The sequence below is a fragment of the Mycobacterium sp. 1245852.3 genome (assembly GCF_001669335.1).
GTDB classification, from domain to species: domain Bacteria; phylum Actinomycetota; class Actinomycetes; order Mycobacteriales; family Mycobacteriaceae; genus Mycobacterium; species Mycobacterium europaeum_A.
In genome coordinates this window covers 23,005-49,860 of sequence record NZ_LZLL01000273.1, presented here as the reverse complement: position 1 = coordinate 49,860, position 26,856 = coordinate 23,005, and the positions used below count along the sequence as shown (strand labels likewise).

The 26,856-nt window shown below is 67.2% G+C and carries 26 protein-coding genes and 1 tRNA gene; 14 read left to right on the top strand and 13 right to left on the bottom strand.

From position 1 onward, the window contains the following. Nucleotides 1–16 precede the first annotated feature (16 nt). Entirely contained in the window at nucleotides 17–703 is a 687-nt protein-coding gene (locus A9W96_RS11960) for an aminodeoxychorismate/anthranilate synthase component II (protein WP_066861798.1), read from the top strand. Here A9W96_RS11960 and pknB read toward each other — a convergent pair. The 7 genes from pknB to A9W96_RS11925 all read right to left on the bottom strand — a co-directional run bounded on the left by pknB (nucleotide 681) and on the right by A9W96_RS11925 (nucleotide 10,471). Next, entirely contained in the window at nucleotides 681–2,561 is a 1,881-nt protein-coding gene (pknB, locus tag A9W96_RS11955; protein WP_066861795.1) for a Stk1 family PASTA domain-containing Ser/Thr kinase, read from the bottom strand. The two genes, A9W96_RS11960 and pknB, sit on opposite strands and share 23 nt — an antisense overlap. Then, a complete protein-coding gene (locus tag A9W96_RS11950) occupies nucleotides 2,558–3,841 on the bottom strand; it encodes a serine/threonine-protein kinase (RefSeq protein ID WP_067139989.1) in 1,284 nt (427 codons plus the stop codon). Before A9W96_RS11950 ends, pknB begins: the two co-directional genes overlap by 4 nt. After that, nucleotides 3,838–5,316: a D,D-transpeptidase PbpA gene (pbpA, locus tag A9W96_RS11945; RefSeq protein ID WP_066861789.1), complete on the bottom strand. Its 1,479-nt coding sequence runs from the start codon at nucleotides 5,314–5,316 to the stop codon at nucleotides 3,838–3,840. Before pbpA ends, A9W96_RS11950 begins: the two co-directional genes overlap by 4 nt. Beyond that, nucleotides 5,313–6,722, bottom strand: coding sequence for an FtsW/RodA/SpoVE family cell cycle protein (locus A9W96_RS11940; RefSeq protein ID WP_066861786.1), 1,410 nt, complete (start codon nucleotides 6,720–6,722; stop codon nucleotides 5,313–5,315). Before A9W96_RS11940 ends, pbpA begins: the two co-directional genes overlap by 4 nt. Then, a complete protein-coding gene (locus A9W96_RS11935) occupies nucleotides 6,719–8,224 on the bottom strand; it encodes a PP2C family serine/threonine-protein phosphatase (protein ID WP_066861784.1) in 1,506 nt (501 codons plus the stop codon). Before A9W96_RS11935 ends, A9W96_RS11940 begins: the two co-directional genes overlap by 4 nt. Further along, the gene (locus A9W96_RS11930; RefSeq protein WP_007771646.1) at nucleotides 8,221–8,688 is read right to left on the bottom strand and encodes an FHA domain-containing protein; all 468 of its coding nucleotides are present in this window, start codon (nucleotides 8,686–8,688) and stop codon (nucleotides 8,221–8,223) included. Before A9W96_RS11930 ends, A9W96_RS11935 begins: the two co-directional genes overlap by 4 nt. Before the next feature lie 124 nt (nucleotides 8,689–8,812). Continuing rightward, a complete protein-coding gene (locus A9W96_RS11925; protein WP_067139986.1) occupies nucleotides 8,813–10,471 on the bottom strand; it encodes a DUF3662 and FHA domain-containing protein in 1,659 nt (552 codons plus the stop codon). Between the two features lie 252 nt (nucleotides 10,472–10,723). Here A9W96_RS11925 and A9W96_RS11920 point away from each other — a divergent pair. Beyond that, nucleotides 10,724–10,806 (top strand) — tRNA-Leu (locus A9W96_RS11920). 98 nt (nucleotides 10,807–10,904) lie between these two features. After that, nucleotides 10,905–11,360 carry an Imm63 family immunity protein gene (locus A9W96_RS11915; RefSeq protein WP_067139983.1) on the top strand — a complete coding sequence of 152 codons (456 nt, stop codon included), beginning with the start codon at nucleotides 10,905–10,907 and terminating at the stop codon, nucleotides 11,358–11,360. A gap of 96 nt (nucleotides 11,361–11,456) precedes the next feature. Here the strand turns inward: A9W96_RS11915 and A9W96_RS11910 are convergent, their stop codons facing one another. Continuing rightward, nucleotides 11,457–11,915 carry a DinB family protein gene (locus A9W96_RS11910; RefSeq protein WP_067140005.1) on the bottom strand — a complete coding sequence of 153 codons (459 nt, stop codon included), beginning with the start codon at nucleotides 11,913–11,915 and terminating at the stop codon, nucleotides 11,457–11,459. Between the two features lie 393 nt (nucleotides 11,916–12,308). Here A9W96_RS11910 and mbtM point away from each other — a divergent pair, with 393 nt between their 5' ends. From mbtM to A9W96_RS11890, 4 genes are all read left to right on the top strand, one after another. After that, nucleotides 12,309–13,871 carry a long-chain-fatty acid--ACP ligase MbtM gene (mbtM, locus tag A9W96_RS11905; protein WP_067139980.1) on the top strand — a complete coding sequence of 521 codons (1,563 nt, stop codon included), beginning with the start codon at nucleotides 12,309–12,311 and terminating at the stop codon, nucleotides 13,869–13,871. Nucleotides 13,872–13,908: 37 nt separating this feature from the next. Then, a complete protein-coding gene (locus A9W96_RS11900) occupies nucleotides 13,909–14,499 on the top strand; it encodes a GNAT family N-acetyltransferase (RefSeq protein ID WP_067139977.1) in 591 nt (196 codons plus the stop codon). Between the two features lie 193 nt (nucleotides 14,500–14,692). Next, the gene (locus tag A9W96_RS11895; protein ID WP_067139974.1) at nucleotides 14,693–16,549 is read left to right on the top strand and encodes a hypothetical protein; all 1,857 of its coding nucleotides are present in this window, start codon (nucleotides 14,693–14,695) and stop codon (nucleotides 16,547–16,549) included. Between the two features lie 2 nt (nucleotides 16,550–16,551). Then, entirely contained in the window at nucleotides 16,552–16,983 is a 432-nt protein-coding gene (locus tag A9W96_RS11890) for a hypothetical protein (RefSeq protein WP_066878889.1), read from the top strand. Nucleotides 16,984–17,152: 169 nt separating this feature from the next. Here the strand turns inward: A9W96_RS11890 and A9W96_RS11885 are convergent, their stop codons facing one another. From A9W96_RS11885 to A9W96_RS11870, 4 genes are all read right to left on the bottom strand, one after another. Then, entirely contained in the window at nucleotides 17,153–17,482 is a 330-nt protein-coding gene (locus A9W96_RS11885) for a GNAT family N-acetyltransferase (protein WP_066861766.1), read from the bottom strand. Further along, nucleotides 17,469–18,464 (bottom strand): pirin family protein, encoded by a 996-nt coding sequence (locus tag A9W96_RS11880; protein ID WP_067139971.1) that lies wholly within the window; start codon nucleotides 18,462–18,464, stop codon nucleotides 17,469–17,471. Before A9W96_RS11880 ends, A9W96_RS11885 begins: the two co-directional genes overlap by 14 nt. A 62-nt stretch (nucleotides 18,465–18,526) precedes the next feature. Beyond that, nucleotides 18,527–19,909: an acyl-CoA dehydrogenase family protein gene (locus A9W96_RS11875; RefSeq protein WP_066861762.1), complete on the bottom strand. Its 1,383-nt coding sequence runs from the start codon at nucleotides 19,907–19,909 to the stop codon at nucleotides 18,527–18,529. Nucleotides 19,910–20,002: 93 nt separating this feature from the next. After that, nucleotides 20,003–20,419 carry a WhiB family transcriptional regulator gene (locus A9W96_RS11870; protein ID WP_066861759.1) on the bottom strand — a complete coding sequence of 139 codons (417 nt, stop codon included), beginning with the start codon at nucleotides 20,417–20,419 and terminating at the stop codon, nucleotides 20,003–20,005. 143 nt (nucleotides 20,420–20,562) lie between these two features. Here A9W96_RS11870 and A9W96_RS11865 point away from each other — a divergent pair, with 143 nt between their 5' ends. From A9W96_RS11865 to A9W96_RS11840, 6 genes are all read left to right on the top strand, one after another. Next, nucleotides 20,563–21,348 carry a helix-turn-helix domain-containing protein gene (locus tag A9W96_RS11865; RefSeq protein WP_067023796.1) on the top strand — a complete coding sequence of 262 codons (786 nt, stop codon included), beginning with the start codon at nucleotides 20,563–20,565 and terminating at the stop codon, nucleotides 21,346–21,348. Beyond that, a complete protein-coding gene (locus A9W96_RS11860) occupies nucleotides 21,345–22,169 on the top strand; it encodes a C40 family peptidase (protein ID WP_066878882.1) in 825 nt (274 codons plus the stop codon). Before A9W96_RS11865 ends, A9W96_RS11860 begins: the two co-directional genes overlap by 4 nt. Nucleotides 22,170–22,217: 48 nt before the next feature. Further along, nucleotides 22,218–22,580 (top strand): DUF4226 domain-containing protein, encoded by a 363-nt coding sequence (locus A9W96_RS11855; protein ID WP_066878880.1) that lies wholly within the window; start codon nucleotides 22,218–22,220, stop codon nucleotides 22,578–22,580. Between the two features lie 135 nt (nucleotides 22,581–22,715). Beyond that, nucleotides 22,716–24,170, top strand: coding sequence for a DUF4226 domain-containing protein (locus A9W96_RS11850; protein WP_067139968.1), 1,455 nt, complete (start codon nucleotides 22,716–22,718; stop codon nucleotides 24,168–24,170). 50 nt (nucleotides 24,171–24,220) lie between these two features. Then, on the top strand, nucleotides 24,221–24,538 hold the full coding sequence (locus A9W96_RS11845) for an ESX-1 secretion-associated protein (RefSeq protein ID WP_066861971.1): 318 nt from the start codon (nucleotides 24,221–24,223) through the stop codon (nucleotides 24,536–24,538). Then, nucleotides 24,535–24,846: a DUF2694 family protein gene (locus A9W96_RS11840; RefSeq protein WP_066861738.1), complete on the top strand. Its 312-nt coding sequence runs from the start codon at nucleotides 24,535–24,537 to the stop codon at nucleotides 24,844–24,846. The genes A9W96_RS11845 and A9W96_RS11840 overlap by 4 nt, the downstream gene beginning before the upstream one ends. A gap of 24 nt (nucleotides 24,847–24,870) precedes the next feature. Here A9W96_RS11840 and A9W96_RS32170 read toward each other — a convergent pair whose 3' ends face one another. Continuing rightward, on the bottom strand, nucleotides 24,871–25,014 hold the full coding sequence (locus A9W96_RS32170; RefSeq protein ID WP_170880091.1) for a hypothetical protein: 144 nt from the start codon (nucleotides 25,012–25,014) through the stop codon (nucleotides 24,871–24,873). Nucleotides 25,015–25,096: 82 nt separating this feature from the next. On the opposite strand from A9W96_RS32170, the gene A9W96_RS11835 reads away from it, so the two are divergent. Then, nucleotides 25,097–26,809, top strand: coding sequence for a DUF5632 domain-containing protein (locus A9W96_RS11835; protein WP_067139965.1), 1,713 nt, complete (start codon nucleotides 25,097–25,099; stop codon nucleotides 26,807–26,809). Nucleotides 26,810–26,856: the final 47 nt, after the last annotated feature.

Sequence of the window (26,856 nt, the reverse complement as noted above, 5' to 3'; positions counted from 1 at the left end):
ACGGTAACCTGACACGATGCGGATCCTGGTTGTCGACAACTACGACAGCTTCGTGTTCAACCTGGTGCAGTACCTCGGTCAGCTGGGTGTGGACGCCGAAGTCTGGCGCAACGACGACACCCGGCTCGCCGATCAGGCCGCCGTCGCCCGGCAGTTCGACGGGGTGCTGCTCAGTCCGGGGCCGGGCACCCCGGAACGCGCGGGCGCCTCGATTCCGATGGTTCGTGCCTGCGCCGCCGAGCGGACGCCGCTGCTCGGGGTCTGCCTGGGGCACCAGGCCATCGGCGTCGCATTCGGCGCCACCGTCGACCGCGCCCCCGAACTGCTGCACGGTAAGACCAGCAGCGTCCATCACACCAACGCCGGTGTGCTGCAAGGGCTTCCGGATCCGTTCACTGCAACCCGCTACCACTCGCTGACCATCCTGCCCGAGTCGCTGCCGCCGGTGCTGCAGGTTACGGCCCACACCCCGAGCGGCGTGATCATGGGCGTGCGGCACACCGATCTACCGATCCACGGCGTCCAGTTCCACCCGGAGTCGATCCTCACCGAGGGCGGCCACCGCATGCTGGCGAACTGGCTCGCCGATTGCGGGTGGGAGCGCGACGACACGTTGGTGCGCCGGCTCGAGAATGACGTGCACGCCGCGGTGCGACCGTATTTCCCGGCCGATCCGACGGCTACTGACCGAACTTCAGCGTGATGATGCCGTCGCGGTTGACCCCGGCGCCCGCCGGCGGGTTCTGATACACCACCCGATGCGATTGGGAGCTGCCGGCGTCGACGTCGGCGCCCTTGTCCAGGATGCCCGTCCAGCCCAGCGCCCGTAGCCGCGGTTCGGCGTCCGTCCAGAACATGCCGGACAGGTCGGGCATGACGAACTGGTTGCCCTTGGACACCTGCAGCTCGATCACCGAGTCCACCGGAATCATCTGGCCCTTGGGCGGATTGGTGCCGATCACCTCGCCGGCCGGGCGGGTACTGTCCACCTGCACCTGGGTGACCTTGCTGAAGCCGTAGACGGTCAGGTTCTTCTGCGCGATGTCCACGGTCTGGCCGGCGATGTCGGGGACCTGCTTTGTCTCGGGCCCGGAGCCGACGATGAGGGTGACGACATTGGTGATCGCCGACGTCTGGTTGGCCGGCGGGTTGGTCCCGATCACCTTGCCAAGCAATTCCGGGGTCGACGGCGAGTTGGCCTGCTTGAACTTGCTGAAGCCCGCGGCCTTCAGCTTGGCGACCGCGTCGGCGTAGCTCAGCGACGACACGTCGGGCACCTCGCGCTGTTCGGGGCCGGTGGAGACATTGATGGTGATCTCGTCGCCCGCATTGACCGACGCGTTGGCGCCCGGGTCGGTACCGATGACGTGATCGGGCGGGATCGTCGAATCCGGCTTCTGCAATGTGCGGGTCTTGAACCCCCGGTTCTGCAGCGCCGCGATGGCATCGGCGGACACCTGCCCACGCACGTCGGGCACCTGCACGTCCCGGGCGCTGCCCCCAAAGGTGTTGAAAGCAATGACGACGACGATCGTCAGGACGGCCAACGCCGCCACCGCGACAATCCAGCGGCCGACCGAACCGACGCTGCGGTCCTCGCCCGCGTCGGCGAGAACCTGACGCGGCAGCGGGTCGGTACGCGTCGGGCCGCCGCCGGCGGGCCCCGAGGACAGCAGCGAGCTGCGGTCGGCGTCGGTGAGCACCTTGGGAGCTTCGGGCCTCTCGCCGTTGTGCACCCGGATCAGATCGGCCCGCATCTCCGCCGCCGTCTGATAGCGGTTGTCGGGATTCTTGGCCAGCGCCTTGAGCACCACGGCGTCGAGGTCGGCGGAGATGCCGTCGTGCCGCTGCGAGGGGGGGACCGGGTCTTCCCGAACATGTTGGTACGCAACGGCAACGGGCGAGTCCCCGGTGAAAGGCGGTTCACCCGTGAGGATTTCGTAGAGCACGCAGCCCAGGGAGTACACGTCGGAACGCGCGTCGACCGTATCGCCGCGGGCCTGTTCGGGGGACAGGTACTGCGCGGTTCCGATCACCGCGGCGGTCTGGGTGACGCTGTTGCCGCTGTCGGCGATCGCGCGGGCAATGCCGAAGTCCATCACCTTGACCGCGTTGGTGGTGCTGATCATGATGTTGGCCGGCTTGACGTCGCGGTGGATGATGCCGTTCTGGTGGCTGAAGTTCAGCGCCTGGCACGCGTCGGCGATGATCTCGATGGCCCGCCGCGGCGGCAGCGGCCCATCGGTGTGCACGATGTCGCGCAGGGTGACGCCGTCGACGTACTCCATCACGATGTAGGGCAGCGGCCCGGTGGGCGTCTCGGCCTCGCCGGTGTCGTAGACGGCGACGATCGACGGGTGATTCAACGCGGCGGCGTTTTGCGCCTCGCGCCGGAAGCGAAGGTAGAAGCTGGGGTCGCGGGCCAGATCCGCGCGCAGCACCTTGACCGCGACATCGCGATGCAAGCGGACGTCGCGGGCCAGGTGAACCTCGGACATACCCCCGAAGCCGAGGATTTCGCCCAGTTCATAGCGGTCGGACAGGTGCTGCGGCGTGGTCATTGCGGTGTTCCGTGTCGGGCCGGCGCGTGGTGGAAGCCGGAAGTCCCTATTGTCCCGTTATCCGGCCAATTGAGCCGCATGCCGGGCTGTGCCCCCGAACCGCTCGGCGTCTTGCTCACCGGCGGCGCGGACGCGGGCGGGGTTCCGGTATCGGTCACGGTCGGCGGCTGTTGCTGCTGGTCCGCCCGCGAGTTGATGACGATGAGCACCGCGATGATGATCGCGAGCGCGCCGAGCACCCCGGCGGCCCACAGCAGGGCCCGCTGGCCCGACGAGAAGGTCCGCCGGGCCGGCGGCGGGCGATGGCCGCCCGTGGTCGGCCGCGACCGGCGGGGTGCGGCACTGCGGCCCGGCGACACCGCGGCGGCGCGGGTGGTGGGGCTGGACGGAATGGCCGCCGGCGATGCGCGGCCCGGAGGCGGTGACTGGCTGGGCCGCGGCGGCCGACGGCCGGCGCGCACCGCGGCCACGGCGTCGGCGAACGGCCCCCCGCTGCGATAGCGCATCGCGGGGTTCTTCACCAGCGTGATCTCGATCAGTTCGCGCACGTTGGGCGGCAGCTCCGCGGGCAGTGGCGGCGGCGGTTCCTTGATGTGCTTCATCGCCACGGTCAGGGCGCCGTCGCCGGTGAACGGCCGCTTGCCCGAAACAACCTCGTAGCCAACGACTCCCAGCGAGTACACGTCGCTGGACGGGGTGGCGTCGTGACCCAGGGCCTGTTCGGGCGCGATGTACTGGGCGGTCCCCATCACCATCCCGGTCTGGGTCACCGGTGCGGCGTCGACGGCCTTGGCGATACCGAAGTCGGTGATCTTCACCTGGCCGGTGGGGGTGATCAGGATGTTTCCGGGTTTGACGTCGCGGTGCACCAGGCCGGCCGCGTGCGCAACCTGCAGGGCCCGACCGGTCTGCTCGAGCATGTCCAGCGCGTGCCGCAGCGACAGTCGGCCGGTGCGCTTGAGCACCGAGTTCAGCGGCTCACCGTTGACCAGCTCCATCACCAGGTAGGCGGTCCGGCCCTCCCCGTCGAGCTGGCTCTCGCCGTAGTCGTGGACGGCGGCGATGCCGGGGTGGTTGAGCATGGCGGTGGTGCGCGCTTCGGCGCGGAACCGCTCGATGAACTCCGGGTCCTGGGAGAACTCCTGCTTGAGGACCTTGACCGCGACGCGCCGGCCCAGCCGGCTGTCCACCGCCTCCCACACCTGACCCATGCCGCCGGTGGCGATCAGGCGCTGAAGGCGGTATCTGCCAGACAGCGTCACACCAACTCGCGGGCTCATGGTCCTCCCTGTAGCGCAGCCTGGATCACAGCCCGTCCGATCGGCGCGGCGAGTGCACCCCCCGTCGCGGACAGGCGGTCGGCGCCATTCTCCACCAACACCGCCACGGCGACCTTCGGGGTCTGCGCGGGCGCGAACGCGATGTACCACGCGTGCGGCGGGGTGTGCCGCGGATCGCTGCCATGCTCTGCGGTACCAGTCTTCGATGCGATCTGCACGCCGGGAATGGCCCCTTTCTGCTGTGCGACCTTCTCGGCGCCGACCATCAGCTCTGTTAGCTTAGCGGCGACCTGCGGCGACACGGCGCGCCGCTGCTCATAGGGTGCTGTGGTGCTGATGGTGGTCAGGTCGGGCCCCTTGAGGCTGTCGATCAGGTAGGGCTGCATCGTCACCCCATCGTTCGCGATGGTCGCGGCGATCTCGGCGTTTTGCAGGGGTGTCATAGCGACATCCTTCTGCCCGATGCTCGTCATGCCCAGCGCCGCGGCGTCCGGAATGATCCCGATGGTCGACTCCGCAACCTGCAGCGGGATGACGCTGGGCGTGCTGTCCAGCCCGAACGAGTGCGCCATGTTGCGCAGCGCGTCGGATCCGGTGAGTAGCCCGAGCTGGACAAAGGCGGTGTTGCAGGACAGGGCGAACGCCTGCTGCAGCGACACCGTCGGCTCGTTTCCGCACGACTCCCCACCGTAGTTCTCCAGAGTGGCGGTGCTGTTGGGTAGAGGAATCGAACGGGCGGCGGTCAGCTGCTCGGTGTCGGAGGCACCGGCCTGCAGCGCGGCCGCGGTGGTGATCACTTTGAAGGTGGACCCGGGCGGGTAGGTCTCCGAGATGGCCCGGTTGGCCAGCGGATTGTCCGGGTCGTCCCGCAACTTCTGCCAGGCCTGCGCCTGCACCTCGGGATCGTGCGACGACAGCAGGTTGGGGTCGTACGACGGCGACGACACCATCGCCAAGATCCGGCCGGTCGACGGCTCGAGGGCGACCACGGCGCCCTTGCAGGGCGGACCGCCGCAGCCCTGTTGCATCGCGTCCCAGGCGGTCTGCTGGACCCGCGGCTTGATCGTGGTGTCGACGTTTGCGCCGCGTGGATCGCGCCCGGTGAAGAAATCGGCCAGCCTGCGCCCGAACAGCCGCTCGTCGGAGCCGTTCAGCAGCGGATCCTCGGCGCGTTCCAGACCGGTGCTGGAATAGCGCAGCGAGTAGAAACCGGTGACCGGCGCGTACACCGCGGGGTTGGGGTAGACGCGCAGGAAGCGGTAGCGGTTGTCGGTGGCGGCCGAGTAGGCCAACAGCTGGCCGCCGGCCACGATCTGGCCGCGCTGGCGTGAATACTCGTCGAGTAGGACCCGCTGGTTGCGCGGGTCGGCACGCAGCGAATCGGCGGCGAAGACCTGCGTCATCGTGGCGTTGATCAGAAGCAACACGATCAACGCCATCACGGTCACCGAGATCCGGCGCAGGGAGGCGTTCATACTTTCTCGATCACCTCGGTGCCGGCCGCCGCGATCGACGGCTGGTTGCGTGCGCGGGTGCGCAAGGGACGACGGGCGCTGTGCGAGATGCGCACCAGGATTGCCAGCAGCACGTAGTTCGCCAGTAAGGACGAGCCGCCGTAGGACATCCACGGCGTGGTCAACCCGGTCAGCGGAATGAGCTGGGTTACGCCGCCGACGACGATGAACAGCTGAAGCGCCAGCGTCGACGCCAGACCTGCGGCCAACAGCTTGCCGAAGCTGTCGCGGGTGGCGATGGCCGTGCGCAGCCCGCGCACGATGACGATGGTGTAGAGCATCAGAATGCTGGCCAGGCCCACCAGCCCGAGCTCTTCGCCGAACGCGGCGATGATGAAGTCGGTCGAGGCGGCGGGGACGGTGTCCGGCTGGCCGTTACCGAGGCCGGTGCCGAAGATGCCGCCGGTGGCAAAACTGAACAGCGACTGGACGATCTGGTAGCCGCTGCCGTCGGGGTCGGAGAACGGGTCCCACCACATCTGCACCCGCACCCGAACGTGGGCGAAAATGTAATACGCGACAACGCTTCCCGCGACGAACAGGACCAGGCCGATGCCCACCCAACTGAAGCGCTGGGTGGCCAGGTACACCACCACCAGAAACGACGTGTACAGCAATAGCGAAGTGCCGAGGTCCTTTTCGAAGGCCATCACGCCGACGGAGATCACCCACGCCGCCAGCAGGGGCGCGAGGTCGCGGGGGCGGGGCAGCGTCAAACCCATGAAATGCTTACCGACGCTGGTGAACAGGCCGCGCTTGGCGATCAGCACTGCGGAGAAGAAGATGAGCAGCAGAATCTTGGAGAACTCGGCGGGCTGAATTGAGAAGCCGGGCAAGCGAATCCAGATCTTGGCGCCGTTCTGTTCGGACAGCGATGCCGGCAACAGGGCGGGGATCACCAAAAAGATCAGGCCGACCAGTCCGCAGATGTAGCCGTAGCGCGCCAGTTGCCGATGGTCCTTCAAGAACGTGACCACCAGGGAGAAGGTCACCACGCCGATCAGGGTCCACAGCATCTGCTGGGTCGCGCTGGGGTGGTGCCGGCCGCTGAGCTGATTGGTGACCAGATCGAGGCGGTGAATCATCACTAGGCCAAGACCGTTGAGTAACGCCACAATTGGCAACAGCAGCGGGTCGGTGTAGGGCGCGAAGCGCCGGATGGCCATGTGTGCGGACCCGAAGACGACAAGGAACACCAGCCCGTAGCTGATGGCGGTCCAGTGCAGGTCGCGCTCTTGGTTGGCTTCGACTATCAGCAGCGCGGCGACGGTGATCAGTGCGGCGAAGCCCAGCAGCAGCAACTCGGCGTTGCGCCGGGTGGGCAACGGGGGGGTGACCGCGACCGGCGGCTGAAGCTGTGTCGTCATGCCACCGTCCGGCAATCGATGCCTGGTTGAAGTGGCGGCCCGGGAAGCGCGGTGACTGTCTGCGACGTGGTCGTCGGACCTGCCGGCGCAGAGTTCGCGGGGCCGTTGGCGCTCGTGCTCGGTGGGGGGCTGGCGCTCGAAGAGCTGGAGGTCGGCGGTGCTGGTGATGCGGTGGTGCCGGATTCTGGTGTTCCGCTGCGGGGGGCCGGCGATCCGGGCGGCGACGTGGCGCGCGGGGGCGGACAGATCGGCAGCAGATATTCCGCCAGCAGTTGCCGCAGTTGCGATTCGGCCTGGTCCAGGCTGCCGCCCGGCAGCCCGGTTTGCACCTGCACCTGTCCCGGGCGGCGCAGGTCTTGCAGCGTCATCAGCTGGCAGTTGGAGTGGCCGGATTGGCCGTAGCTGACCAGGGACAGCTCGTTGCGGGTGTTGAGGCAGCCCACCAGGTAGGGCTGCTGCAACGGGACGCCCAACAGGGTGCCCTGGATCCCGCGGACGATGGAGATTTTGCCGCTGTATTCCGCGACGTAGTAGTTGCGCTGGATGACCCACCATCCAACGGTGAGGCCGGCGAATACCAACAGCACCGCCAGCCCGACCGCCAGGAACATCTTCCGGCGCGACCAACGCGGCCGATTCGGTGTTTCCGGTTGCGGCGCAACGCGTTTGGCAGACTCGTCGCGCGGCCGGATCGCCGAGGCGCGTCCGGCGGAGGTGTTGGGCAGGGTCATCTGATCCTCGTCGCCCGACACCGCCCCGGCGAGGATCGGCTGGGTCTGCCCGTAGTCGTAGTCGACCACGTCGGCGACCACCACCGTCACGTTGTCCGGGCCGCCGCCGCGCAACGCCAACTCGATGAGGCGGTAGGCGGCCTCGGCGACGTCGGGGATCTGCAGCGCCTCGAGGATGGTCTCGTCGCTGACTGGATCCGATAACCCGTCGGAGCACAACAGATAACGGTCGCCGGCGCGCGCCTCGCGCATGGTCAACGTCGGCTCCACCTCGTGACCGGTCAGCGCCCGCATGATCAACGACCGCTGCGGGTGGCTGTGGGCCTCTTCCCGGGTGATCCGGCCTTCGTCGACCAAGGTCTGGACGAACGTGTCGTCCTTGGTGATCTGGGTGAGCTCACCGTCGCGCAGCAGGTAGCCACGCGAGTCGCCGATGTGCACCAACCCGATGCGGTCGCCGGCGAACAGGATGGCGGTGAGGGTGGTGCCCATCCCCTCCAGCTCTGGTTCGGCTTCGACCTGCGCGGCGATGGCCGCGTTGCCGGAGCGGACCGCATGGTCGAGCTTGGCCAGCAGGTCGCCGCCCGGCTCGTCGTCGTCGAGGTGGGCCAGCGCGGCGATGACCAGCTGGGACGCCACCTCCCCGGCGGCGTGACCACCCATGCCGTCGGCCAGCGCGAGCAGTCGCGCGCCGGCATAGACCGAGTCTTCGTTGTTGGCGCGGACCAGGCCGCGATCACTGCGCGCGGCGTATCGCAGAACCAGTGTCACGGGCGCAACTCGATCGCCGTTTTGCCGATCCGAATCGGCGTTCCGATTGGAACTCGTACCGCAGTCGTCACCTTCGCCCTGTCAAGGTAAGTACCGTTGGTCGATCCTAGATCCTCGACGTACCACTCCGAGCCGCGCTGAGACAGCCGGGCGTGCCGCGTCGAGGCGTAGTCGTCGGTGAGCACCAGCGTGGAGTCGTCGGCCCGTCCGATCAGTACCGGCTGTCCGCTCAGTGTGATGCGTCCGCCTGCCAGCGCCCCTTCGGTGACCACCAGATAACGGGCCGCATGCCGGCGCTGACGAGAAGGTAGCAGCGTGCTGCGCAAAGCCAATCCCCGTCGCACCATGACAGCACCGGTGGGCGCGTAGATGTCTGTCCGAAGGATCCGCAGCACGGACCAGATGAATACCCACAGCAGCATCAAAAATCCGGCGCGCGTCAGCTGCAGTACCAGTCCCTGCATCTGGCGTCCTTTCCGTCCTAACGTCGCATCCCTGGTGCCCGTGACTCCGAGCACATCGGCTACGTCACGATACTTGGACGGCGGTCGACACGGGGCGAAGCACGGCAGCGTTAAGCCCAGTGGCTTAGTGGATCCGGACGATGATCTCCGAATGGCCCAAGCGGATCACGTCGCCATCGGCGAGCTGCCACTCCTGGATCGGTGCGTTGTTCACCGTGGTGCCGTTGGTCGAATTCAGATCCGAGAGCAGCGCGACCTGTCCGTCCCAGCGGATCTCGAGGTGACGGCGTGACACGCCGGTGTCGGGCAACCGGAACTGAGCGTCCTGGCCGCGGCCCACGATGTTGGAGCCCTCGCGAAGCTGATAGGTGCGACCGCTGCCGTCGTCGAGCTGCAGGGTGATCGTGGTCCCGCCGGCGCCGTAGCCGCCCTGGCCGTAGCCGCCGTAACCGCCCGCGGCTTGGCCGTAGTCGGCGGGCTGGCCGTAGTCGGCCTGCTGCCCATAGTCGGCCTGCTGGCCGTATTCCGCCGGCTGGCCGTACTCCGCCTGTTGGCCGTACTCGTACTCGGGGCTGGCCGCCTCGGGGTAGCCGCCGCCCTGACCGCCGTACGTGCCGCCCTGCACGGGTTCGGAGTACTGGGTGTACTCGCTCGAGCCGTAGTCCTGGCGGCCGTATCCGCCGCCCTGCTGGTAGCCCTGGTCGTAGCCACCGCCCTGCTCGGGGTAGGCCGGGCGCTGCTCCGGCGGGGCGTAGCCGCCCTCGTCCTGGCGGGCCGGACCCCGACCGTAATCGCCGTATCCGCCGTAGCCCTGCTGACCGCCGCCCTGCGGACCGCCGGGCGGGCCGTAGCCGCCGCCCTGCCGATACCCCTGGTCGTAGCCTTGGCCGCCGTAGCCGCCGGGGGCGGGCGGACGCTGCTCATAGGACTGCGGGTAACCGCCCTGTCCCTGTTCGGCGTAGCCGCGCTGGTCTGGGTAACCCTGCTGAGGGGGATAGCCGCCCTGACCCTGGTGGTCGGGGTAGCCGCGCTGGTCTGGGTAACCCTGCTGAGGCGGGTAGCCACCATGCCCCTGATCGGGGTAGCCGCCCTGGTCCGGGTAGCCGCCCTGCTCGGGATGCCGGGGCGGCGGGTAGCCCTGCTGGGGTGGATAGCCGCCCCCCTGCTCGGGCGGGTATCCACCCCGCTGGTCGGGTGCGCCCTGCTGGTCCGGGCCACCGCGCGCCTCGTCCTGGGGACGCCCGTAGCGGTCGTCGTAGTACTCGTCGCCGGGCCGCCCCGGCCCCTGAGCCCCGCGGTAGCCAGAATTGTCAGTCATTGCTGCTACTCCTCGTTCTTCGCCGAACGCGTTATTTGATTGTGGCCGGACGGGGTCGTCGACCGTCGGGCGGGGCTGAACATCAGGGTTGACAGCACCACGGGCGCGGTACTGGCCGGTGTGCAGGTTCGTCGACTGCTCGAACCGGACGACCACCTCACCATACGTTTGCCACCCCTGTTCGTGGATGTAGTCAGCCAAGTACCTCGCGAAAGCGCTCGACGTGAGATCCGAATCGGCGCTCACCTTCTCGAAGTCGTGCATACCGAGGGTAATGATGTATTCGTTGGGGGCCAAAAGGCGATTTCCGTGGAGCTTCTGCACCCCATCGCGCGCTTCGCGGCATAACAGGGCTTCGACCTCTTGCGGAACGATCGATCCACCGAATACCCGGGCGAAGGCATTGTCTACCGTCGCCTCGAGTTTGCGCTCGATCCGCGCAACCAGCCCCCGTTGGCTACTCATGTCCTACCGTTCGCGTGCACTTGCCATGAGGTATTGCCGGTGGACGGCAAACGAATCACCCCGGTGCTGGATCACTCCCGCATGGTATCGGGACATCGTGCCGCCGCGGCACTTTCGAAATCGTGAGAACTGCATCGGCCCAGCTCAGCGCATTCCCGGCGAACGGGTGCGCGCGCGGGACGTTGTGCGGGCCCGCTGCGGCGGTTCGGGGATCGGGCCATTAGAGTGATATGGTCCATCGGTTGTTTTTCCGGGCGAGTGGCGGAATGGCAGACGCGCTGGCTTCAGGTGCCAGTGTCCTTCGGGACGTGGGGGTTCAAGTCCCCCTTCGCCCACAGAGCGGTTCGACGAAAAGTCACGGCCTCGCAAGAGGTCGTGACTTTTTTTCGTGCGTGGGGGGTGGATGTGCCGGCGCGACGTAAAGTCGGGCGCCATGGGCGATGGCAGGATTGCCCGATTGCAGGCCGAGGTCAATCGCCTCGCAGCGATGCTGAACGCTCCAGCAATCGAGGTCGGCATCGTGTTGAAGAACGACGACCGCAACATCTACATCGATGACGACGGCCGGTATCACTACGACTACTGGGAGCGCGGTAGGCAAAAATTCGACCGTGTCGGTGACATCGACGAGGCGCTCTATTGGTTCGCCAAAGATGCCGCCTTCGATGTCGGCGGATTCTTCGCCGCCCGGCACAGCGCCCCTCAGCAGGACTCCCGCAGATTGCTGTGGGCAAAGCAGTTTGAGCTGCTGAACCGACTCAACCCACGCTGGGCCAAGCGCTGCGTGCGGGAAACCGCGGCAGAACTCCGGGGTTGGGGACTATATGCAGATGTCGAGCTGTTGCCCGACATCCCGAACGAAACGGTTGATGAAGCCGCTAGATCGTGACCGGTCCGCCTCGGCCCAGTACCGCCGCAACGCGTCCTTACTGCACCGTAGAACCGGGCGATTGGGCGGCCCAGCGGGTTTCCCGCCCGCCGGGGCTCAGAATTGGCGCCGGATGTCGAGGAGGTGGTGCTGCAGTTCGTGCACGGTGTGCACGGCGACCCAGCGCAACGACCGCTCACTGGTCTCGGGATAGTGATAGACGACCGTGCGATCCCAGTCCGCGGCGGAGAGCCGCGTCAGCACAATGCCGAATAGCGCTGCGGCGTCGGTGAGTTGGCGGGCGACCGCGGTGGGGTCCTGCTCGTTGTACCCCTCGTGCTCCGCGCGCTCCTCGCGACCCATGGGCGCGCAGTCGGCGCCGTTGACGCGCCGGGCTGCAAGCACCCGTTCGCGCTGCACGAGCAGCACATCTCGCAGATGACACGCGTACTCCAGCGGAGACCATACGTCCGGCCGCGGACGCCGCCGCACGTCGACGCCGTTATTACACAGAAGCGCAACAACTTCGGCCGCGCGGGCGCGCGTGTCGTCGGCGGCGGTTACGGCGCACCGCAGGTCGTAGGTGAATCCACAGAGGGCGCAGGGGTCTGCCACAACACCATCATTTCAGACCGGCTCCGGGGCATCCGGGCAAAATAGCCACCCCGGCAGGAGCTGCGCGACCGGGCGTAAAAGCGTTGTCGCCGTGAGTAATAGGAAGCGCGCGACCGGGGTCGCAGCTCATTCTGGCGGGGCGCCGGCGACGGCGGTGACACAACCCACACTTTGCGATGAGGGTAGCCTTACCTAAATCAGAGCGGTATGGTCCCCGCATATGACCTTCTCCAATCCCCCTGTGCCCCGCGCCGTCGAAGATCAGTTGGTCAGTATCCGCCATGATGACCACCGCCCCGGGAATCGCGAATCCGTCACGGTCACAAACGATTTGACTGGCGCGGGGCCCCGCGCATGAACGTCCTTGCCGCCGCGATGCGTGAGGCGATGACCCGGTCACCGCACGACTTGGTGGTCCTGGACAAAGAGGCCGACCAATGGACCGCGTACCCGTGGCCCGAAGTCCACGGCATGGCCGAACGCATTGCTACGCGGCTGCTGCAGCAGGATCACGTCGGGGCCGTGGGGCTGGTCGGTGAGCCGACCGTCGAGCTGGTCGCCGCCATTCAGGGCGCGTGGCTGGCGGGCGCGGCGGTATCGATCCTCCCGCGCCCCCGACGTGGCGCCGACCCGGCTGACTGGGCGCACAGCACGATGACTCGGTTCAGCGGAGTCGGGGTCAGCATGGTCCTCAGCCACGGGTCCACGTTGCGCCTTCTCGGCGATGCCGAGTCCGCCTTGACCGTCTGCGACCTCCGCGAGGCCGCCCGCGCCCGAACATCGAACAGCCCTCACGGACAGGCGGATTCGAATCACGCGATCCTCCAGGGGACGGCCGGCTCGACCGGCGATCCGCGCACGGCCGTCTTATCGCCTGCCGCCGTGTTGAACAACATGCGCGGCATCGCCGACCGGCTCCAGCTCGACGGCTCGTCGGATCGCGGCTGTTCGTGGCTGCCGATCTATCACGACATGGGCTTGGCCTTCCTCCTCAGCTGCGCGCTGAGGGGGATGCCGTTATGGCAGGCGCCGACGGGCGCGTTCTCCGCCGCACCGCTGCGCTGGGCGGAATGGCTTTCGGCCAGCGCGGCGACGTTCACCGCCGGACCGAACTTCGGGTATGCCACGCTCGGCCGCTTCTCGGGCCGGGTGTCGGACGTCGACCTGGGACCGCTTCGGATTGCGATCAACGGCGGAGAACCCGTCGACTGCGCGGGATTCGACCAGTTCGCAACGGCCATGGCGCCCTTCGGTTTCCGGGCGTCGGCGGCCACCCCGGCCTACGGGATGGCCGAGTCGACCTGCGCCGTCACGATGCCCGAACCCGCAACGGGATTGCGCATCGACGAGCGCACCGAGTCCGGGACCCGCCAGAAATATGCCCTGCTGGGCCGGCCGATCCCTGGCATGGAGCTACGGATACGCCCAGCCGAGAACACGCCGGACGATCGGATCGGAGAAGTCGAGATCCGTGGAACCTCCATGATGGACGGCTATTTCGGCGACGCCGGCTCCGCCGCGGGTCTCGACACGCAGTGGTTTCGCACGGGAGACATCGGCTATCTGGTGGACGGCGAGCTGACGATCTGTGGTCGTTCCAAGGAGGTCATCACCATCGCCGGCCGCAATATCTTTCCCACCGAAATCGAACAGGTCGCCGGACAAGTCGAGGGCGTGCGGCAAGGCGCGGTGGTGGCGGTCGGGTCCGAGTCCGGGGCCGCCCAGTCCCGGTTGCTCATCGCTGCGGAGTTCCTGGGTTCAGACCATGATGTGACCCGCAGCGCCGTTATCAAGCGGGTCATCTCGGTGTGCGGTGTGACCCCGGCCGACGTCGTTTTGATGCCGCCAGGCTCGCTGCCGCGTACCTCCTCGGGCAAGCTCCGGCGACTCGAGGTGGGCCGGCAGCTTGCCACCTGAGGCCGGCGGTTTCATGACGACCGGCCTCCCAGGGGCTGTGCTCCCGCGGGAGCTCACGGACATCAGCGAGGCGGTCCGCAAGGCTCCTCCCCCGCCGATACCGGAATTGGCGTGGCCCAACACGATTCGCGTTGCCGACCCCGACGGTCCGGACGCGGAAATGGTGGCGGAGTGGATGAACCGGCCGCATCTGGCCACCACCTGGGAGTACGACTGGCCGGTGGCCCGTTGGCGTACCCATCTGCGCGCCCAGGTCGAGGGCGCATACTCGCGGCCGCTCATCCTCAGCATCAAGGGTGTGGATCGCGCATACCTGGAGATCTACCGGGCCGCCAAGGACTCCATCGCCCGGTGTTACCCCAGCCAGCCACATGATCTGGGGCTGCACGGGGCGATCGCGGACGAGGAGATGGTGAACCGCGGCCTGGGCCCTCTGATACTTCGCAGGGTGATCGCCAGCATCATCGTCAATGACCCTGCGTGCCAACGGATTATGTTCGACCCGGACCATCGCAACACGACGGTGCGTCGGCTCTGCGAGTTTCTGGGTTGCGAATTCCTCGGTGAACACGACATGCCGAACCGGCGCATGGCGCTGTACGCGCTGGAGCGGACAACGGCTCATTAGATCTCGGCTTCCACCGTCACGAAAAGAACGTACGGACGGAACGCTTATCGGCACATTCCCTGGTATCGCGCCCCGGCGGCGCGTAGTGAATTGACCTCGGTGTCCGCATTAGTACGCTTATTCACAGCTCAGTACGGGGTGGAAATTCTGTCCGCGATGAGCTGCCTAAAGCAAGCGAGTCATCGACGGTGTCATGGGACTTCCCTATATAGATGAGAAGGCGCTTGTCGCCGAAGCTGGCGGCGACCCCTGGGCGATTAATGCAAGCCTGCAGGCGGGCAGCCCGTTGCACATCTCGAATCTAGCCGCTGCCTTTCATCGCGCGGGCCGATGCACCGCGGAGTCTGACAACGCCTTCCAGCAAGCCCGCAGCCGCTTCGAAGCCGCCTGGAACCACCAGGACGGCGGTCATCCGATCAACGACTCCGAAGAAGTCCAGCGGGTGGTGAAATCTCTTGGAGCGCAGTCGTTGCAGCTACCCAAGATCGGAGCGGACCTAGAGAACATCGCCGCGGCGTTGGCCGACGCACAGAAGGCCGGCGCGGCGCGGATCGCTGCTCTGGACGCGCAGTTGAAGAGCATCTCGGACTCGGTTGTGCAGGCCGTCAACCTGTTGAACAACGACAAAAGCCTCACCGCCGCCGACAAGGACGCAGTGCATGCGTTCATCAACACGTGTGAAGACGACGCCGTCCGGGACACCAAGGCGGCGCTCGCCGCACTGCAGTCAATTCGCAACGGCTACTCCGACGGCCTTAAGAAGTCGCTGGATAGCCTTCACGCCGAAGGGTATGACGGCGCGCCCCTCCACGGCGCCGACGCTGACGGTGTCGCCCCGCCGTCTCCCGCCCAACAAGCCGCGCTGGCGGAGATCCGCCAAGTCACCAAACAGGCGGTGGCGGACCAGCTGGCCAAGGTACGTGCTGCGCGGGACGCTCTCAATAAGGCCGCGGCCGACGCGTACACCCACGGCCCAGGGTCGCCGGAAGCCGAGGCCGCCAATGCCAAGCTGCCCAAGCTCAAGGACGATCTTGCGAAGGCTCTCGACGACCTGCGCAAGATACCCGACTACACCGGCATCGATCCCGCGTCGGTGAGCATCACCCCCGACGGGCATTTCATGTTCACCTACAACGACAAGGGACAGCCCGTACAGGTAATCGGCCAGCTCAAGAACGGATCGGGCGAGTTCTTCGACCAGGCCACCGGCACCTACTACAGCTTCAACGGCGGCAAGTTGACCGGCATGCGCACACCGGATCCCGGGCAAGTGGAAGCCACCCCCGAACCGCTATGGACCGCCATCACCCTGGCGGTCGGGGGGCCGGGGCTGAAGGCCGGCGGGGAGGCGCTTTTACAAGGCGCGAAGGCGCTATTCGGTCGAGAAGCGTTTGAGGGCCTGACGTCCGAAAGTCTGACGGCCAGTGGCATGACCGGGCCAGAATTGCGTGGCGCCCTGGCCGAGGCGGATCTCCCCCCGCACGGTGCACCTGGGGTCGGAGGTGAACCCGTCCCCGGCACGCATCCTCTTGAGCCGCCTCCGGTCGAGCACGCTCCGCCGGCCGCTGACGCACCGGTCGAACATGCGCCAGCTGGGCCTCACGCACCTGTATTGCCCGACAGCCCACCGCCCGTTGCGATTGACCCAGCGCATCCGGAATTCATCCTCGACGACCCCCTGCGCTACATGCCTCCCGAGTTGCGAGCGCTATCTGAACAGCATCTGACCGGCAGTGGCGAAACCGTCCTCGGACCGTATAACAATCCGGTGCAGGGCGGACCTTCGTACATCGACGTCGCTCAACAGCGGGGCGCAAGCTACTTCGACATCGGGGATGCATGGAACTCCGCCACACCAGTTGAGCGACTTGCGGCAAACCAGCATGTCCTCGACATTGCAATCGCGAATCGGGACACCATTAGACTATCGACTCCTATCGATAGGGTTTTGGACAAGACATATACGGCTGCCGAGCTCGACTACCTCAAGGCGCACGGATATCAAGTAACCGACGGCTATACGCTCATACCCCCCAAGATTGGAGGTTAGCGATGAAGACGCTTTTAGAATTCATCGTTCGCTATGCCAGCGTTCTTTATCTGAACCCCAAATATAGGATCACGGATTCGTCTAACCGAGGTCTTGCGGAGATCGACGCATCAATTATGTTCTCGAGTGAAGTGCTCAAATGGAATATCGTTAATGACCGCGGCATTATTTATTTCGTTGCAGTACCAGTATTGCAAGCCGACCCCGACGGGTTCGCGCTTTCACTCATCCGTCAGTACTTAGGGCGGGGCGACGACGCAGGACAGATCCAGCCAGTGGACCAGGCCCATTGGTTGTCGCAAAACCTGAGCGATGTCGAAGAGCTATTCGCGGATAAGCCAACCACGGCGCGCGTCTGCGACGAGCTGGCCGCTCTACGCCGCTCGAACTCGTGGAAACGGTGGGGGTGGCCAAAACCTGACGAAGCCAACTAGTTGCAATCCGCATATGATAATCTGAGTGCTCTCGAAGAGATAGCCGCTTGCCTTTCTTTACGCACCTGCCAGCATTGTGTAAGAGTGTGGTTCGGGGACGGGCCGCAGTAAGTGCCCGCTTCAACCACGTGCAAAGATGGTGCAACCAACCACGATTATCACCTGCCCCTTACGAGCGCACCCACCGGGAGATCTCCGGAGTGACGGGATCGGTGATGTCATTGAATTCGGGATGCTTCTTGAGCACCGTGCCGATCATCGAGCACACCGGAACAATGCGCTTACCCTCGTCGCGCGCCTCGTTGAGCGCCTCCTCGACCAGGATGGTCGCCAGCCCACGTCCGCCGTACGCCGGGTCGATTTCGGTGTGGTAGAAGACGCGCTGATCGCCACGGTCGGCGAAATCGGCCAGCCCGACCGTCTTACCGTCGACGGCGATCGTGTACTTCCCGTCCTCGAGGCGCACCGTGGCTTCGGCGCCGGTCTTATCGGTTGTCATCTGTATTTCCCTTCCTTTGCGGTACTGGCCGTGGCCGGAGCCGAACGGTCGGCAGCGGTGGCGCGGGCAGCCGGGCGACGTTTCCCCGGTAGCCCTGGACGGCGCCGAATCGATCGTCGGCGTCCTCCCACAATCTGCGGTACTCGGCGATGTCCTGGTGGCTTCGCCCGACGAAGTTCCACCACATCACCAGCTCTTCGGTGAAGGGCGCGCCGCCGAGCAGCAGCACTCGTGCCGGGCCCACCCCCGCGTTGTGCATCTGCAGCTGCGCCGGCCCGGGGCTTCGATACGCCAGCTCGGCGATCGTCAGGGCCGTCCCGTCCACGCGCACGGTCCCTAAGTCACAGAGCACCCCGTGCTCGAAGGTCGGGTCGACGTCAACGTCCAGCGTGGTCCCGGGGTCGAGTTCGATCTGGGCGCCCAATAGCGGTGTGAATGTTGGTACCGGCGAACGGCTTCCGGCCAGCTCACCGAGAAAGACGTGCGCCCGCGCGCCCGGCAATGCCACGGGCGGCGGTGTGTAATGGGCGAAGTCTCGCCCGGTGTCGCGGTCGGAGGCGGGCAGCGCGACCCAGAGCTGGACACCGTGCAAGGGGGCGCCGGAATCCACCGACACTTCCGAATGACAAATGCCGGCCCCGGCGGTCATCAGGTTCAGCTCGCCGGGCCGAACGGCCGCGAGTACGCCGGCGCTGTCGCGGTGCTCCACTTCCCCACTGAACAACCAGCTGACGGTTTGTAGTCCCGTGTGCGGGTGCGGCGGCACATCCATCCGCGCGGCCACCGGCCCGTAATGGTCGACGAAACACCACGCGCCGACGAGTGAGCGCTGCCGTTGCGGAAGCGTGCGTTGCACCCGAATCGCCCTCGGGCCGCCCAACGGCACTTCGCGCGGATGCAGCACTTCCACCATCGTGGGGGTGTCCGAGTGTTGTGCAGCGGCACAGGAGAGTTCGGCCGGGGCGACCTCTAGGTTGCTCATCGTCCATCCTCCGTCGCGGGGCCCGCACGCAGCGCCGTCATCCGCGACCGTACCCGGCGTCCCTACTTGCGCGGGGGCCGCAGCACCTTCATGGCGAGCCGCATGACAGGCTCGGGCACCCGATCCTTCATCGACAGCGCGCTATCGGCGGCCCGTGACCGCAACGGGGTGCCGCGCCCGAAGACCCGGTTCAGCGCTCCCCCGGACGGCTCGAGGACCACATGCAGCGGCGGGGTCCCGACGGCGGCGCCCAGCGCGTTGGAGATGACCATCCGCTGGATCTCGCTGGTGCCTTCAAAGATGGTGTACAGCTTGGCATCCCGATACCACTTCTCGACGGGATGGTCGGTGATGTAGCCCCAGCCGCCCATGGTCTGGATGGCACGTTCGGTGGCCTTCACCGCGACTTCGCTGGCGGCCATCTTCGACATCGAACCTTCTCCCCGCTCGAAGGGAACGTTGTTGGCCGCCATCCACGACGCACGCCAGGTCAGCAGCCGCGCGGCGTCGATCTGGGTGGCCAGCTCCGCCAGCGGGAAGGCGATGCCCTGGTTGTCGATGATCGGCCCGCCGAAGGCCTCGCGCTCGGTGGCGTACGTGGTGGCGTATTCGAGTGCCGCACGCGCGATGCCGATGGCCTGGGCGGCGACCATGGGCCGGGTCTGCTCGAAGGTGCCCAGCGTCGCCGAACCGGACCGCTTGCCGCCAGCCACCACCTCCCTGGCCTTGGCAAGCTTGTGTTCTAGCTTCTCTTGTCCGCCAAGCAGATTCGCTCCGGGAACGCGCACACCTTCGAAGAGCAACTCGGCGGTATGGGAGGCCCGGCAACCCAGCTTGTCCAGCTTTCGCACCAGCTTCAGGCCCGGTGTGCCACCGGGCACGACGAACAAGGCCTGACCGCGGTGGCCGAGCTCCTCGTCGACCACGGCGTTGACCACGTGCACGTTGGCGATGCCGCCATTGCCGATCCACATCTTATGGCCGTCGATGATCCAGTCGTCACCGTCGCGACGCGCGTGGGTACGCAGGTTGCGCACATCGCTGCCGCCCTCGGGCTCCGAGATCGCCAGTGCCGCGAGCTTGAGATCGCCTGGGGTGCCGAAACATTCGGGCGCCCACTCCAGCATCTGCTCGGGAGACGCGGCCTGCCCGATCGCCGACAGTGCCAGCGCCGGCATGACAATCGCCAAACCGATCCCGGCACAACCCCAAAACAGCTCCTCCATGAACATCGGTAGGGAGATGCCGGTCGGATCACCGATCAGATCGCGGTAAAACAGCGGGCTGTAAAAGCCGCGCCGAGCCGCCTCCTCGAGCACCGGCCACGGGAACTCCTGGCGCTGGTCATACTCAAGCGCTACCGGACGGATGCATTCTTCGGCGAACTCGTGTGTGCGCCTGGCAAGGTCGTGCTGTGCTGCCGTCGGGGTCAGGTCGAACGTCATGGGTGCGCCTCTGGGTCGACAGACTGGTTCTGCCGACCCCGACTACCCCATTGACCGGCTCAGCAAACTGCTGCCCCGGGTGTCGCCGAATTGTCAGGCGGCCGAACGGGGTTTGATTTGCGCCAACGGCAGGTGCAGCACGACCGCGGGCACCGCGACGGCTTCGTGTTCGTGGCGTGCCAGCAGCGCCGCGTTCTCGGGCAGCTGTCGGGCATTGATCTCGCCGGAGGCGATGCGTCGCAGGACCTCGTGGGCGTGCGCGAGCTGTTCCCGCTTGCGGTACTGGCCGCCCGGTAGCTTCACGCCCGCCCACACGCCGTACTCCTCGCGGTGCGCGATGGCGTGTGCGGCGCACCGACGCTGCTGCGCCAGCGGGCAGCGGCGCAGGCACTGGATTCGCGCCTCGGTGGCCGACCGCTCGTACGCGCGCGCCTTCGCGGCGCCGTCACCACCGTCGTCGTCGGGGTAGCCGAACCAAAGTTCCGGGTTGGCTGCGCAGGGGTGTCCCATGTCGGTCTCCTTGTCGAGCGTGAAACGTAGACAGAAGCGTATACAGATGGTGGCGCGCGGCGCAAGAGAAACGTGACAGAAACGTATAAACCGATAACCACGACCGCCTCTGTGTAATATCCGGCCCATGGCCGGAGCGTGCGGTGACCCGTGAATCCGCTGGTGCGGCTATCCGCGCGTTGCGTGAATCGCGCGATTGGTCACTAGCCGATCTCGCCGCCGCGACCGGGGTCAGCATCATGGGACTGAGCTTTTTGGAGCGCGGCGCCCGCAAGCCGCACAAAAGCACAGTTCAAAAGATCGAGAACGGCCTTGGCCTGCCACCGGGCACCTATTCGCGGCTCCTGGTGGCCGCCGATCCGGAGGCCGAGCTGGCGCGTTTGATGGCCGCCCAGCCGCCCGCCCCGGTGCCCGCGCGGCGCAGCGGGCCGGTCGTGGTCGACCGCCACAGCGACACGGAAGTGCTGGAAGGCTATGCCGAGGCACAGCTCGACGCCCTCAAATCCGTCATCGATCGACTGCCTGCGACAACATCAAACGAATATGAGACGTATATTCTGTCTGTGATCGCGCAATGCGTGAAGGCCGAGATGCTGGCCGCCAGCTCCTGGCGGGTGGCGGTGGGTGCCGGGGCCGACTCGACCGGCCGGTTGATGGAGCATTTGCAGGCCTTGGAGGCGACCCGCGCAGCGCTGTTGAAGCGGATGCCGAACAGCCTGGGCGCCCGCTTCGACCGGGCGTGCACGCAGTCGTCATTGCCGGAGACCGTCATCGCCGCACTCGTCGGCGTCGATGTCGACGAGATGTGGGACATCCGCAACCGGGGAGCGATCCCGCCGGGCGCCCTCCCCCGCGTGCGCGCCTTCACCGACGCCGTCGAGTCGCAACCAGAAGGTGCGAGCCAGGACGACGACGGGGGGACATCATGAATGACGCCGACGTCGAGGCGCTGAGCCGGGCCCATCAACTGTTCGCCGGCCGCGCCGAGCCGTCATCCCTGGATACGGCGACCGGGCATCACCTCAACGTGTTGCAGCGCGCCGCCCGGTTGGGTAACACGATGGCGCACGGCGGTTACCAACTCGCGGTCGACCACAGCCGGCAACGCCTCACGGCGGCAGCCGGCACCGACGCCGCGGCCGGTGACATCATCGCCGGCGCGCACCGCGACCGGGCGCAGGCCCGCGAGCTGACCAGGGCGGTCCTGGACGCGGCCCTCGCCGATGCCGCCACGACGCCGTCGACGCCGCTGGCCCAGCGAGAGGCGCTGCGGCGGCGCGCGACTCGGCTACGGGCGCAGCGGGCCCACGTCGTGTCGGCCCGCCTGCGCGCGCGACGGCGCCATGCGGAACTGCTCGCCTTGCGCTATCGGCTGCGGCGGCTGGGCATCTCGGGGCTGCGGGGCGTGCCGGCCGACCGAGCGGCGGTGGCGGTGCGTGCGGCATTGTCCCGACTGGGCCGACCGTACGTGTGGGGCGCGACCGGACCCGACCAGTTCGACTGTTCGGGCCTGGTCCAGTGGAGCTACGCCCAGGCCGGTATTCACCTGGATCGCACCACCTATCAACAGATCAACGACGGTATCCCGGTGGCCCGCACGCAAGTGCGGCCCGGGGATCTGGTGTTTCCGCACGCCGGTCACGTGCAGCTGGCCATCGGGAACAACCTCGTTGTGGAGGCGCCCTATTCGGGTGCCTCGGTGCGAATCAGCCGACTGGGCAACAACGTTGCGATCCGCCGACCGATATGACAGAACACGAGCGCCCGGTGACGCGGGCACGACGAGAAGGGTGAGCCGATGCCGGAACAACCCGGACCTTCGTTAGAGGCCGTCGAGGCGCGGCGCTCGGCACTGGCGAGTCAGCATGGCGCCGCGTCCGAAGCCGACCGTTTGCTGAACGAGGTGCTTTCCAGCGCTCACGATGCGGCGCGCGAGAGCGTCAGGCGGCTGGACTCCATCGCCGAACAGATCGACCACGCGACCGTGCACCAGGCGGACCTCGCCCTCGATACGCCCATGGGGGCGCGTGAGTTTCAGAAGTTCCTGCTGGCCAAGCAACGCGAGATCGCGTCGGTCGTGGCCGAGGCGCGCGAATTCGGGCAGGCCAAAAAGGCTGTGCTGCAGAGTCTTCGGGACCAGTACGCCGCCGAAAGCGGCTAACCGGAACTAGTCCACACCGCCCAACGCACTGAATTGTCACCGACCATGCCCGTGAGTACCGTCGCCCGACATGGAGGGGTCGCGTGTTTTCCGGCAGCAGCGTTCGAGCGGGCTGCGCCGCCGCCCGCCCGGCTGATGTCCGCGTATGACGACCTGCTCGCCGCGGTCAAATACGTGCGAGACCGCACCGGCGATCCGAACGCATGGCAGACGGGCTTGGCGCCTGCTGAAGTGACCGCCGTGATCACCCCGACCACCCGGCCCGACCAGGTTGAGGCGATCTTGCACAAGATCCGCCAACAGCACCCAGGCGTCTTCGGCGCGGGAGCAACCCCCGAGCCGCCCGTGGGCAGGCCGCCCGCCGAAACCACGCCGCCCCCGGATCGCGAATCGGGCGAGGCGGCCGATGCCATCGCACACGCCGAAGCCGCTCTGGCACAGCAGAACTCGGCCAGCTCCCAACTGGACATGCAGGTGGTCTCGGCCATCCTGAACGCGCACCTGCGGGCGGTGGACGGCAGAGACGCGCTCACCAGGTTGCAACACGAGACCGAAGCGGCCGTACGGACCAGGTCAGACCTGGACACACCGGCGGGAGCGCGCGACTTCCAGCGGTTCCTTATCGGCAAGCTCCGCGATATCCGCGAGGTCGTCCTGAACGCCAGCCTGGACGACACGTCGAAGTCAGCGCTGATGGCCGCCTGGACGTCGCTGTACGACGCCTCCAAGGGCGACCCGAAGCCTGCCGGCGAACAACCGCGGGCGGCGGTGGCCGTTGGCGATGCGCCGGCGGCGGGAGCGCCCGACGATCCCGACGCCGAGTGGGATCCGCTGCTGGACTCCTTATTCGGCGACGATGACGGTCTGCTGCCCGGCGATGTTCCCGGCCTGGATCCAACCGCCGGCGCCGCGATCCCGCCCGCGTCGCAACAGCCGTTCGCACCGGCCATGCCCACCTTTGGTGGCGGGTCCCTGCCGGGGCTGGGCTCGGTGCCCGGATCCATGGCCGGTTGGGACGGGGCCGGCGGCCTTTCCGGCTTACGCGGTGCCGACGGGACCGACCCGGCTCTGGAAGAACCGGCCGACGACGAACTGCCCGACGCCCAAGACCAGGATCCGGGCGCGCAGGACGCCTCGAACGAGGCCGGCGACGGGACCGACGATCAGCCGGGCTCGTCGGATGAGCCGACGGCCGGCCCCACACCGGTGACCCTGCCGGACGGTGAAACGGTCACCGCTGCGAGCCCGCAGTTGGCCGCCGCGATCAAGGCCGCCGTCGCCGGCACCCCGATAGCGGAGGCCTTCCAACAGCAGGGAATGACCATCCCCCCACCGGGAACCGCGGTGCCCAGCCCCATCGATTCCCTGCAGGTGACGCCGGGCGATATCGGGATGTTCACCGATCGTCACGCGCTGGCCCTCAGCCCCGGCAAGGCGCTGCTCGACGGCCAAATTCAACGCATCGCCACCGTGAGCGGGCCGAGCTTCCTAGGCTGGGAGCATCCGCCGGCGGCGACCGCGGCACCAGCGACGCCGGCCAAGCCTGACCCACCGACACCTACCCGGCCGGCGACCTCGTCGACCACCTGACAAAAATGAACTCGTCGGCAGTGCCGGCGGTCGTCAACAGGAGACAGCGGATGGCAGATTCGATTCATGTAGTGCCTGCGCACCTACGTCAGGCTGCCGCGCACCACCAGGACACCTCGGAGTACCTGCGTACCGTCCCGTCGTCGCACCCCGCGATCCAAGAGAGCCTGGATTCGCTCGGGCCGATCTTCAGCGAGCTGCGTGACGCGGGCCGTGAGCTGCTGGAACTTCGACGCCAGTGCTACGAGCAGCAAGCTGCCGACCACGCCGATTTGGCCGACAAGCTGACCGATTCGGCGGCGATGTGGGAACAGCACGAGCAGGAGGCGGCCGGGAAGTTCGGCGACATCGTCGACCGCGGTCGATGACCGACGCGAATCCCGCTTTCGACACTGTTCACCCGAGTGGACACATCCTTGTCCGCTCCTGCCGCGGCGGCTACATGCACAGCGTCGCGCTGAGCGAAGAGGCGATGGAAACCGATGCCGAGACGCTGGCGCAGGGCATTCTGCTGACCGCCGACGTCTCATGCCTCAAAGCGTTGCTGGAAATTCGCGACGAGATCGTCGCCGCCGGGCATACGCCCTCCGCGGAGGTTCCGACCCCGCGTGACCTCGACGCGGCCATCGAAAAGTTGCTGGCGCACAAACTGCGTCGCCGCAACGGCGCGATCTAGCGGGCCGTCATGCGCGCCGCCGGCCTAGCGGAGCCACGGCTTGGCGACGCTGGGATCGGGCGCGATACCGGTCGGCGGCTCTACCGGGTTGGGGCCGAACAACTCTCGTGCGCGAGCCAGCAAGGTGCGGACCTCGTCGAGTTGCTGCTGCAGTGCAGAATCAGCCATGTCCTCACGCTACCCAGGGCCCTGCGAACACACAATTCACTGACCGCACAAGTCGTCGGCTGGGTCCCGGTACGCTTAGCCGGTGGCGGTCTTCGGTCGGATGTCGGCGCGCCAGCGCCTCCGGAGAGCTACCCGGGAATCACTGGCGACGCCGGCTTTCAGCTCTCCTATCGACTGCACCCCTTGGGTGACAGGCGGGCTGTGGCCTGCCGAGTTGTCGACGGTGACGGCCGAAACGGCAACTCTCGCTGAACATCTCAAGGCCGACCTGCAACGAATTGCGCACGCCGCCAACGACGAACTGAAGTTACTCAAGCGGGCGGGCATGACCGACCCGTCGCGCCAGGCGGCCGAGGCGCGGGTCATCGAGGAGGCCCGGGCTCGCGCCGTGCGCCGAGTCGAATCGACGACCCGCTACCTGCATGCCGTGAAGAGCGGAGCCCGACCCCCCGCTCCTCCCCCACCGCGGCCGGAGCCGCCCCGCGCGGACCTGGACAAGACGCAGGTGCTGCCCACAATCCGTGAGGTCAGGGCCGTCCCCGAAGCGCCCGCGCCGGGTCGACTAGATCCGACACCACCAAGGCGTCGTCGTCGCCAGTCCGCGCCCGACCCGGTCGCCGAAAGTGCATCGCCGCAGGCGGCTCGGCGGGAACCCGCCGACGCGTCCCACCTCGACGACACACAAGTCATCCCGGTGATCAGGTCCGAGCCGGTTCTGCCAGCGCCACCGGGGTCTGCACCCGAGCCGCCTTCGGACGAGGCCGACTCCGGCCGCCATCACGCGGTGGTCGAGCCGCCCGCCGTTCGCGGCGAACCGGAGGGGGCCAGCGAGCCGGCCACTTCCGACGACGAGCCCGTCGGGACCACCGACGCAGCCCACCTCGAACAGACGCAGGTCATTCCGGTGATCACGCAGGCGGAGCCGGCGCCCGGGGCGCCGGTGCAGCGTGCACCCGAACGGGCACCCGAGCCGGCCGACTCCGGCCGCCACCACGCGATCGTCGACGAGCCGGTCACCGCCAGCGCGGAGCCCGAGGCGCCGCGGGAGGCCGCCGCCGAAGCCATCCCGGCAACCGCCGATGCCACCCCGGCAACCGCCGATGCCACCCCGGCCGAGGTCGAGCCCGAGACGGCCGCCTTCGGCGCGGCCCGGCCACACATCGAAAAGCCTTCACCACCAAAGGGATTCGACGACCAGCGGCTGAACCGGCTGCTCGAATTCGTGGTGCGGCAGGAGCCACGCCTGAATTGGGCGATCGGAGATCGCGCCGACGGCACGACGGTGTTGGTCACCGATCTCGCTCACGGATGGATACCCTCAGGCATCAGCCTTCCCGCCGGAGTTCGGCTGCTGGAACCCGAGCGCCGCAGCGGCAGGGTCGCCGCGCTGATCGGCGAAACGGTCCGCGTCGTCACTTACACTCCCGGTGATTCATTGCGCCGCTCGGTCGATTTCGCCGCCACCCGATCGTCGGGGGAGCCGCGGGCACTGCCCGTCATCGATGATCTGGCGAGCGTGCTGAGTGCGACTACGCGCGGGCGTGACGACCTGCCCAAGATCGTGCCCCGGTTGGCGGAAGCCGCTGCCGCGGGAACCGTCGTCGTCGACCAGGAGGTCGACGTGCTGCGGGTCCATCTCGATACCGCCCGCTACCAGCTCCTCGTTCAGTATCCGAACGTCAATCCCGCGCTTCTGCTCAAGTGCCTCCTGATGGCCGCCACCGAGGGCATTGCCAGCGGCGACTCGGTGTCGGCGAATTACCACCTCGCGTGGTACCAAAAGCTCGCCGCGTGACCGCCCGGCAGGTCGGCTGCACAGCTGTCCGCGTCTGAATTGACGCT

Excerpts from the sequence above, each read along its gene's own strand:
- mbtM (WP_067139980.1), top strand. The coding sequence starts at position 12,309 with ATGAACGTCCTTGCCGCCGCGATGCGTGAGGCGATGACCCGGTCACCG.
- A9W96_RS32170 (WP_170880091.1), bottom strand. The coding sequence starts at position 25,014 with ATGGCTGATTCTGCACTGCAGCAGCAACTCGACGAGGTCCGCACCTTG.
- A9W96_RS11895 (WP_067139974.1), top strand. The coding sequence starts at position 14,693 with ATGGGACTTCCCTATATAGATGAGAAGGCGCTTGTCGCCGAAGCTGGC.
- A9W96_RS11925 (WP_067139986.1), bottom strand. The coding sequence starts at position 10,471 with ATGAGTAGCCAACGGGGGCTGGTTGCGCGGATCGAGCGCAAACTCGAG.
- A9W96_RS11875 (WP_066861762.1), bottom strand. The coding sequence starts at position 19,909 with ATGACGTTCGACCTGACCCCGACGGCAGCACAGCACGACCTTGCCAGG.
- pbpA (WP_066861789.1), bottom strand. The coding sequence starts at position 5,316 with ATGAACGCCTCCCTGCGCCGGATCTCGGTGACCGTGATGGCGTTGATC.
- A9W96_RS11850 (WP_067139968.1), top strand. The coding sequence starts at position 22,716 with ATGTCCGCGTATGACGACCTGCTCGCCGCGGTCAAATACGTGCGAGAC.
- A9W96_RS11870 (WP_066861759.1), bottom strand. The coding sequence starts at position 20,419 with ATGGGACACCCCTGCGCAGCCAACCCGGAACTTTGGTTCGGCTACCCC.
- A9W96_RS11840 (WP_066861738.1), top strand. The coding sequence starts at position 24,535 with ATGACCGACGCGAATCCCGCTTTCGACACTGTTCACCCGAGTGGACAC.
- A9W96_RS11950 (WP_067139989.1), bottom strand. The coding sequence starts at position 3,841 with ATGAGCCCGCGAGTTGGTGTGACGCTGTCTGGCAGATACCGCCTTCAG.
- A9W96_RS11915 (WP_067139983.1), top strand. The coding sequence starts at position 10,905 with ATGGGCGATGGCAGGATTGCCCGATTGCAGGCCGAGGTCAATCGCCTC.
- A9W96_RS11930 (WP_007771646.1), bottom strand. The coding sequence starts at position 8,688 with ATGCAGGGACTGGTACTGCAGCTGACGCGCGCCGGATTTTTGATGCTG.
- A9W96_RS11855 (WP_066878880.1), top strand. The coding sequence starts at position 22,218 with ATGCCGGAACAACCCGGACCTTCGTTAGAGGCCGTCGAGGCGCGGCGC.
- A9W96_RS11890 (WP_066878889.1), top strand. The coding sequence starts at position 16,552 with ATGAAGACGCTTTTAGAATTCATCGTTCGCTATGCCAGCGTTCTTTAT.
- A9W96_RS11880 (WP_067139971.1), bottom strand. The coding sequence starts at position 18,464 with ATGAGCAACCTAGAGGTCGCCCCGGCCGAACTCTCCTGTGCCGCTGCA.
- pknB (WP_066861795.1), bottom strand. The coding sequence starts at position 2,561 with ATGACCACGCCGCAGCACCTGTCCGACCGCTATGAACTGGGCGAAATC.
- A9W96_RS11885 (WP_066861766.1), bottom strand. The coding sequence starts at position 17,482 with ATGACAACCGATAAGACCGGCGCCGAAGCCACGGTGCGCCTCGAGGAC.
- A9W96_RS11960 (WP_066861798.1), top strand. The coding sequence starts at position 17 with ATGCGGATCCTGGTTGTCGACAACTACGACAGCTTCGTGTTCAACCTG.
- A9W96_RS11845 (WP_066861971.1), top strand. The coding sequence starts at position 24,221 with ATGGCAGATTCGATTCATGTAGTGCCTGCGCACCTACGTCAGGCTGCC.
- A9W96_RS11860 (WP_066878882.1), top strand. The coding sequence starts at position 21,345 with ATGAATGACGCCGACGTCGAGGCGCTGAGCCGGGCCCATCAACTGTTC.
- A9W96_RS11940 (WP_066861786.1), bottom strand. The coding sequence starts at position 6,722 with ATGACGACACAGCTTCAGCCGCCGGTCGCGGTCACCCCCCCGTTGCCC.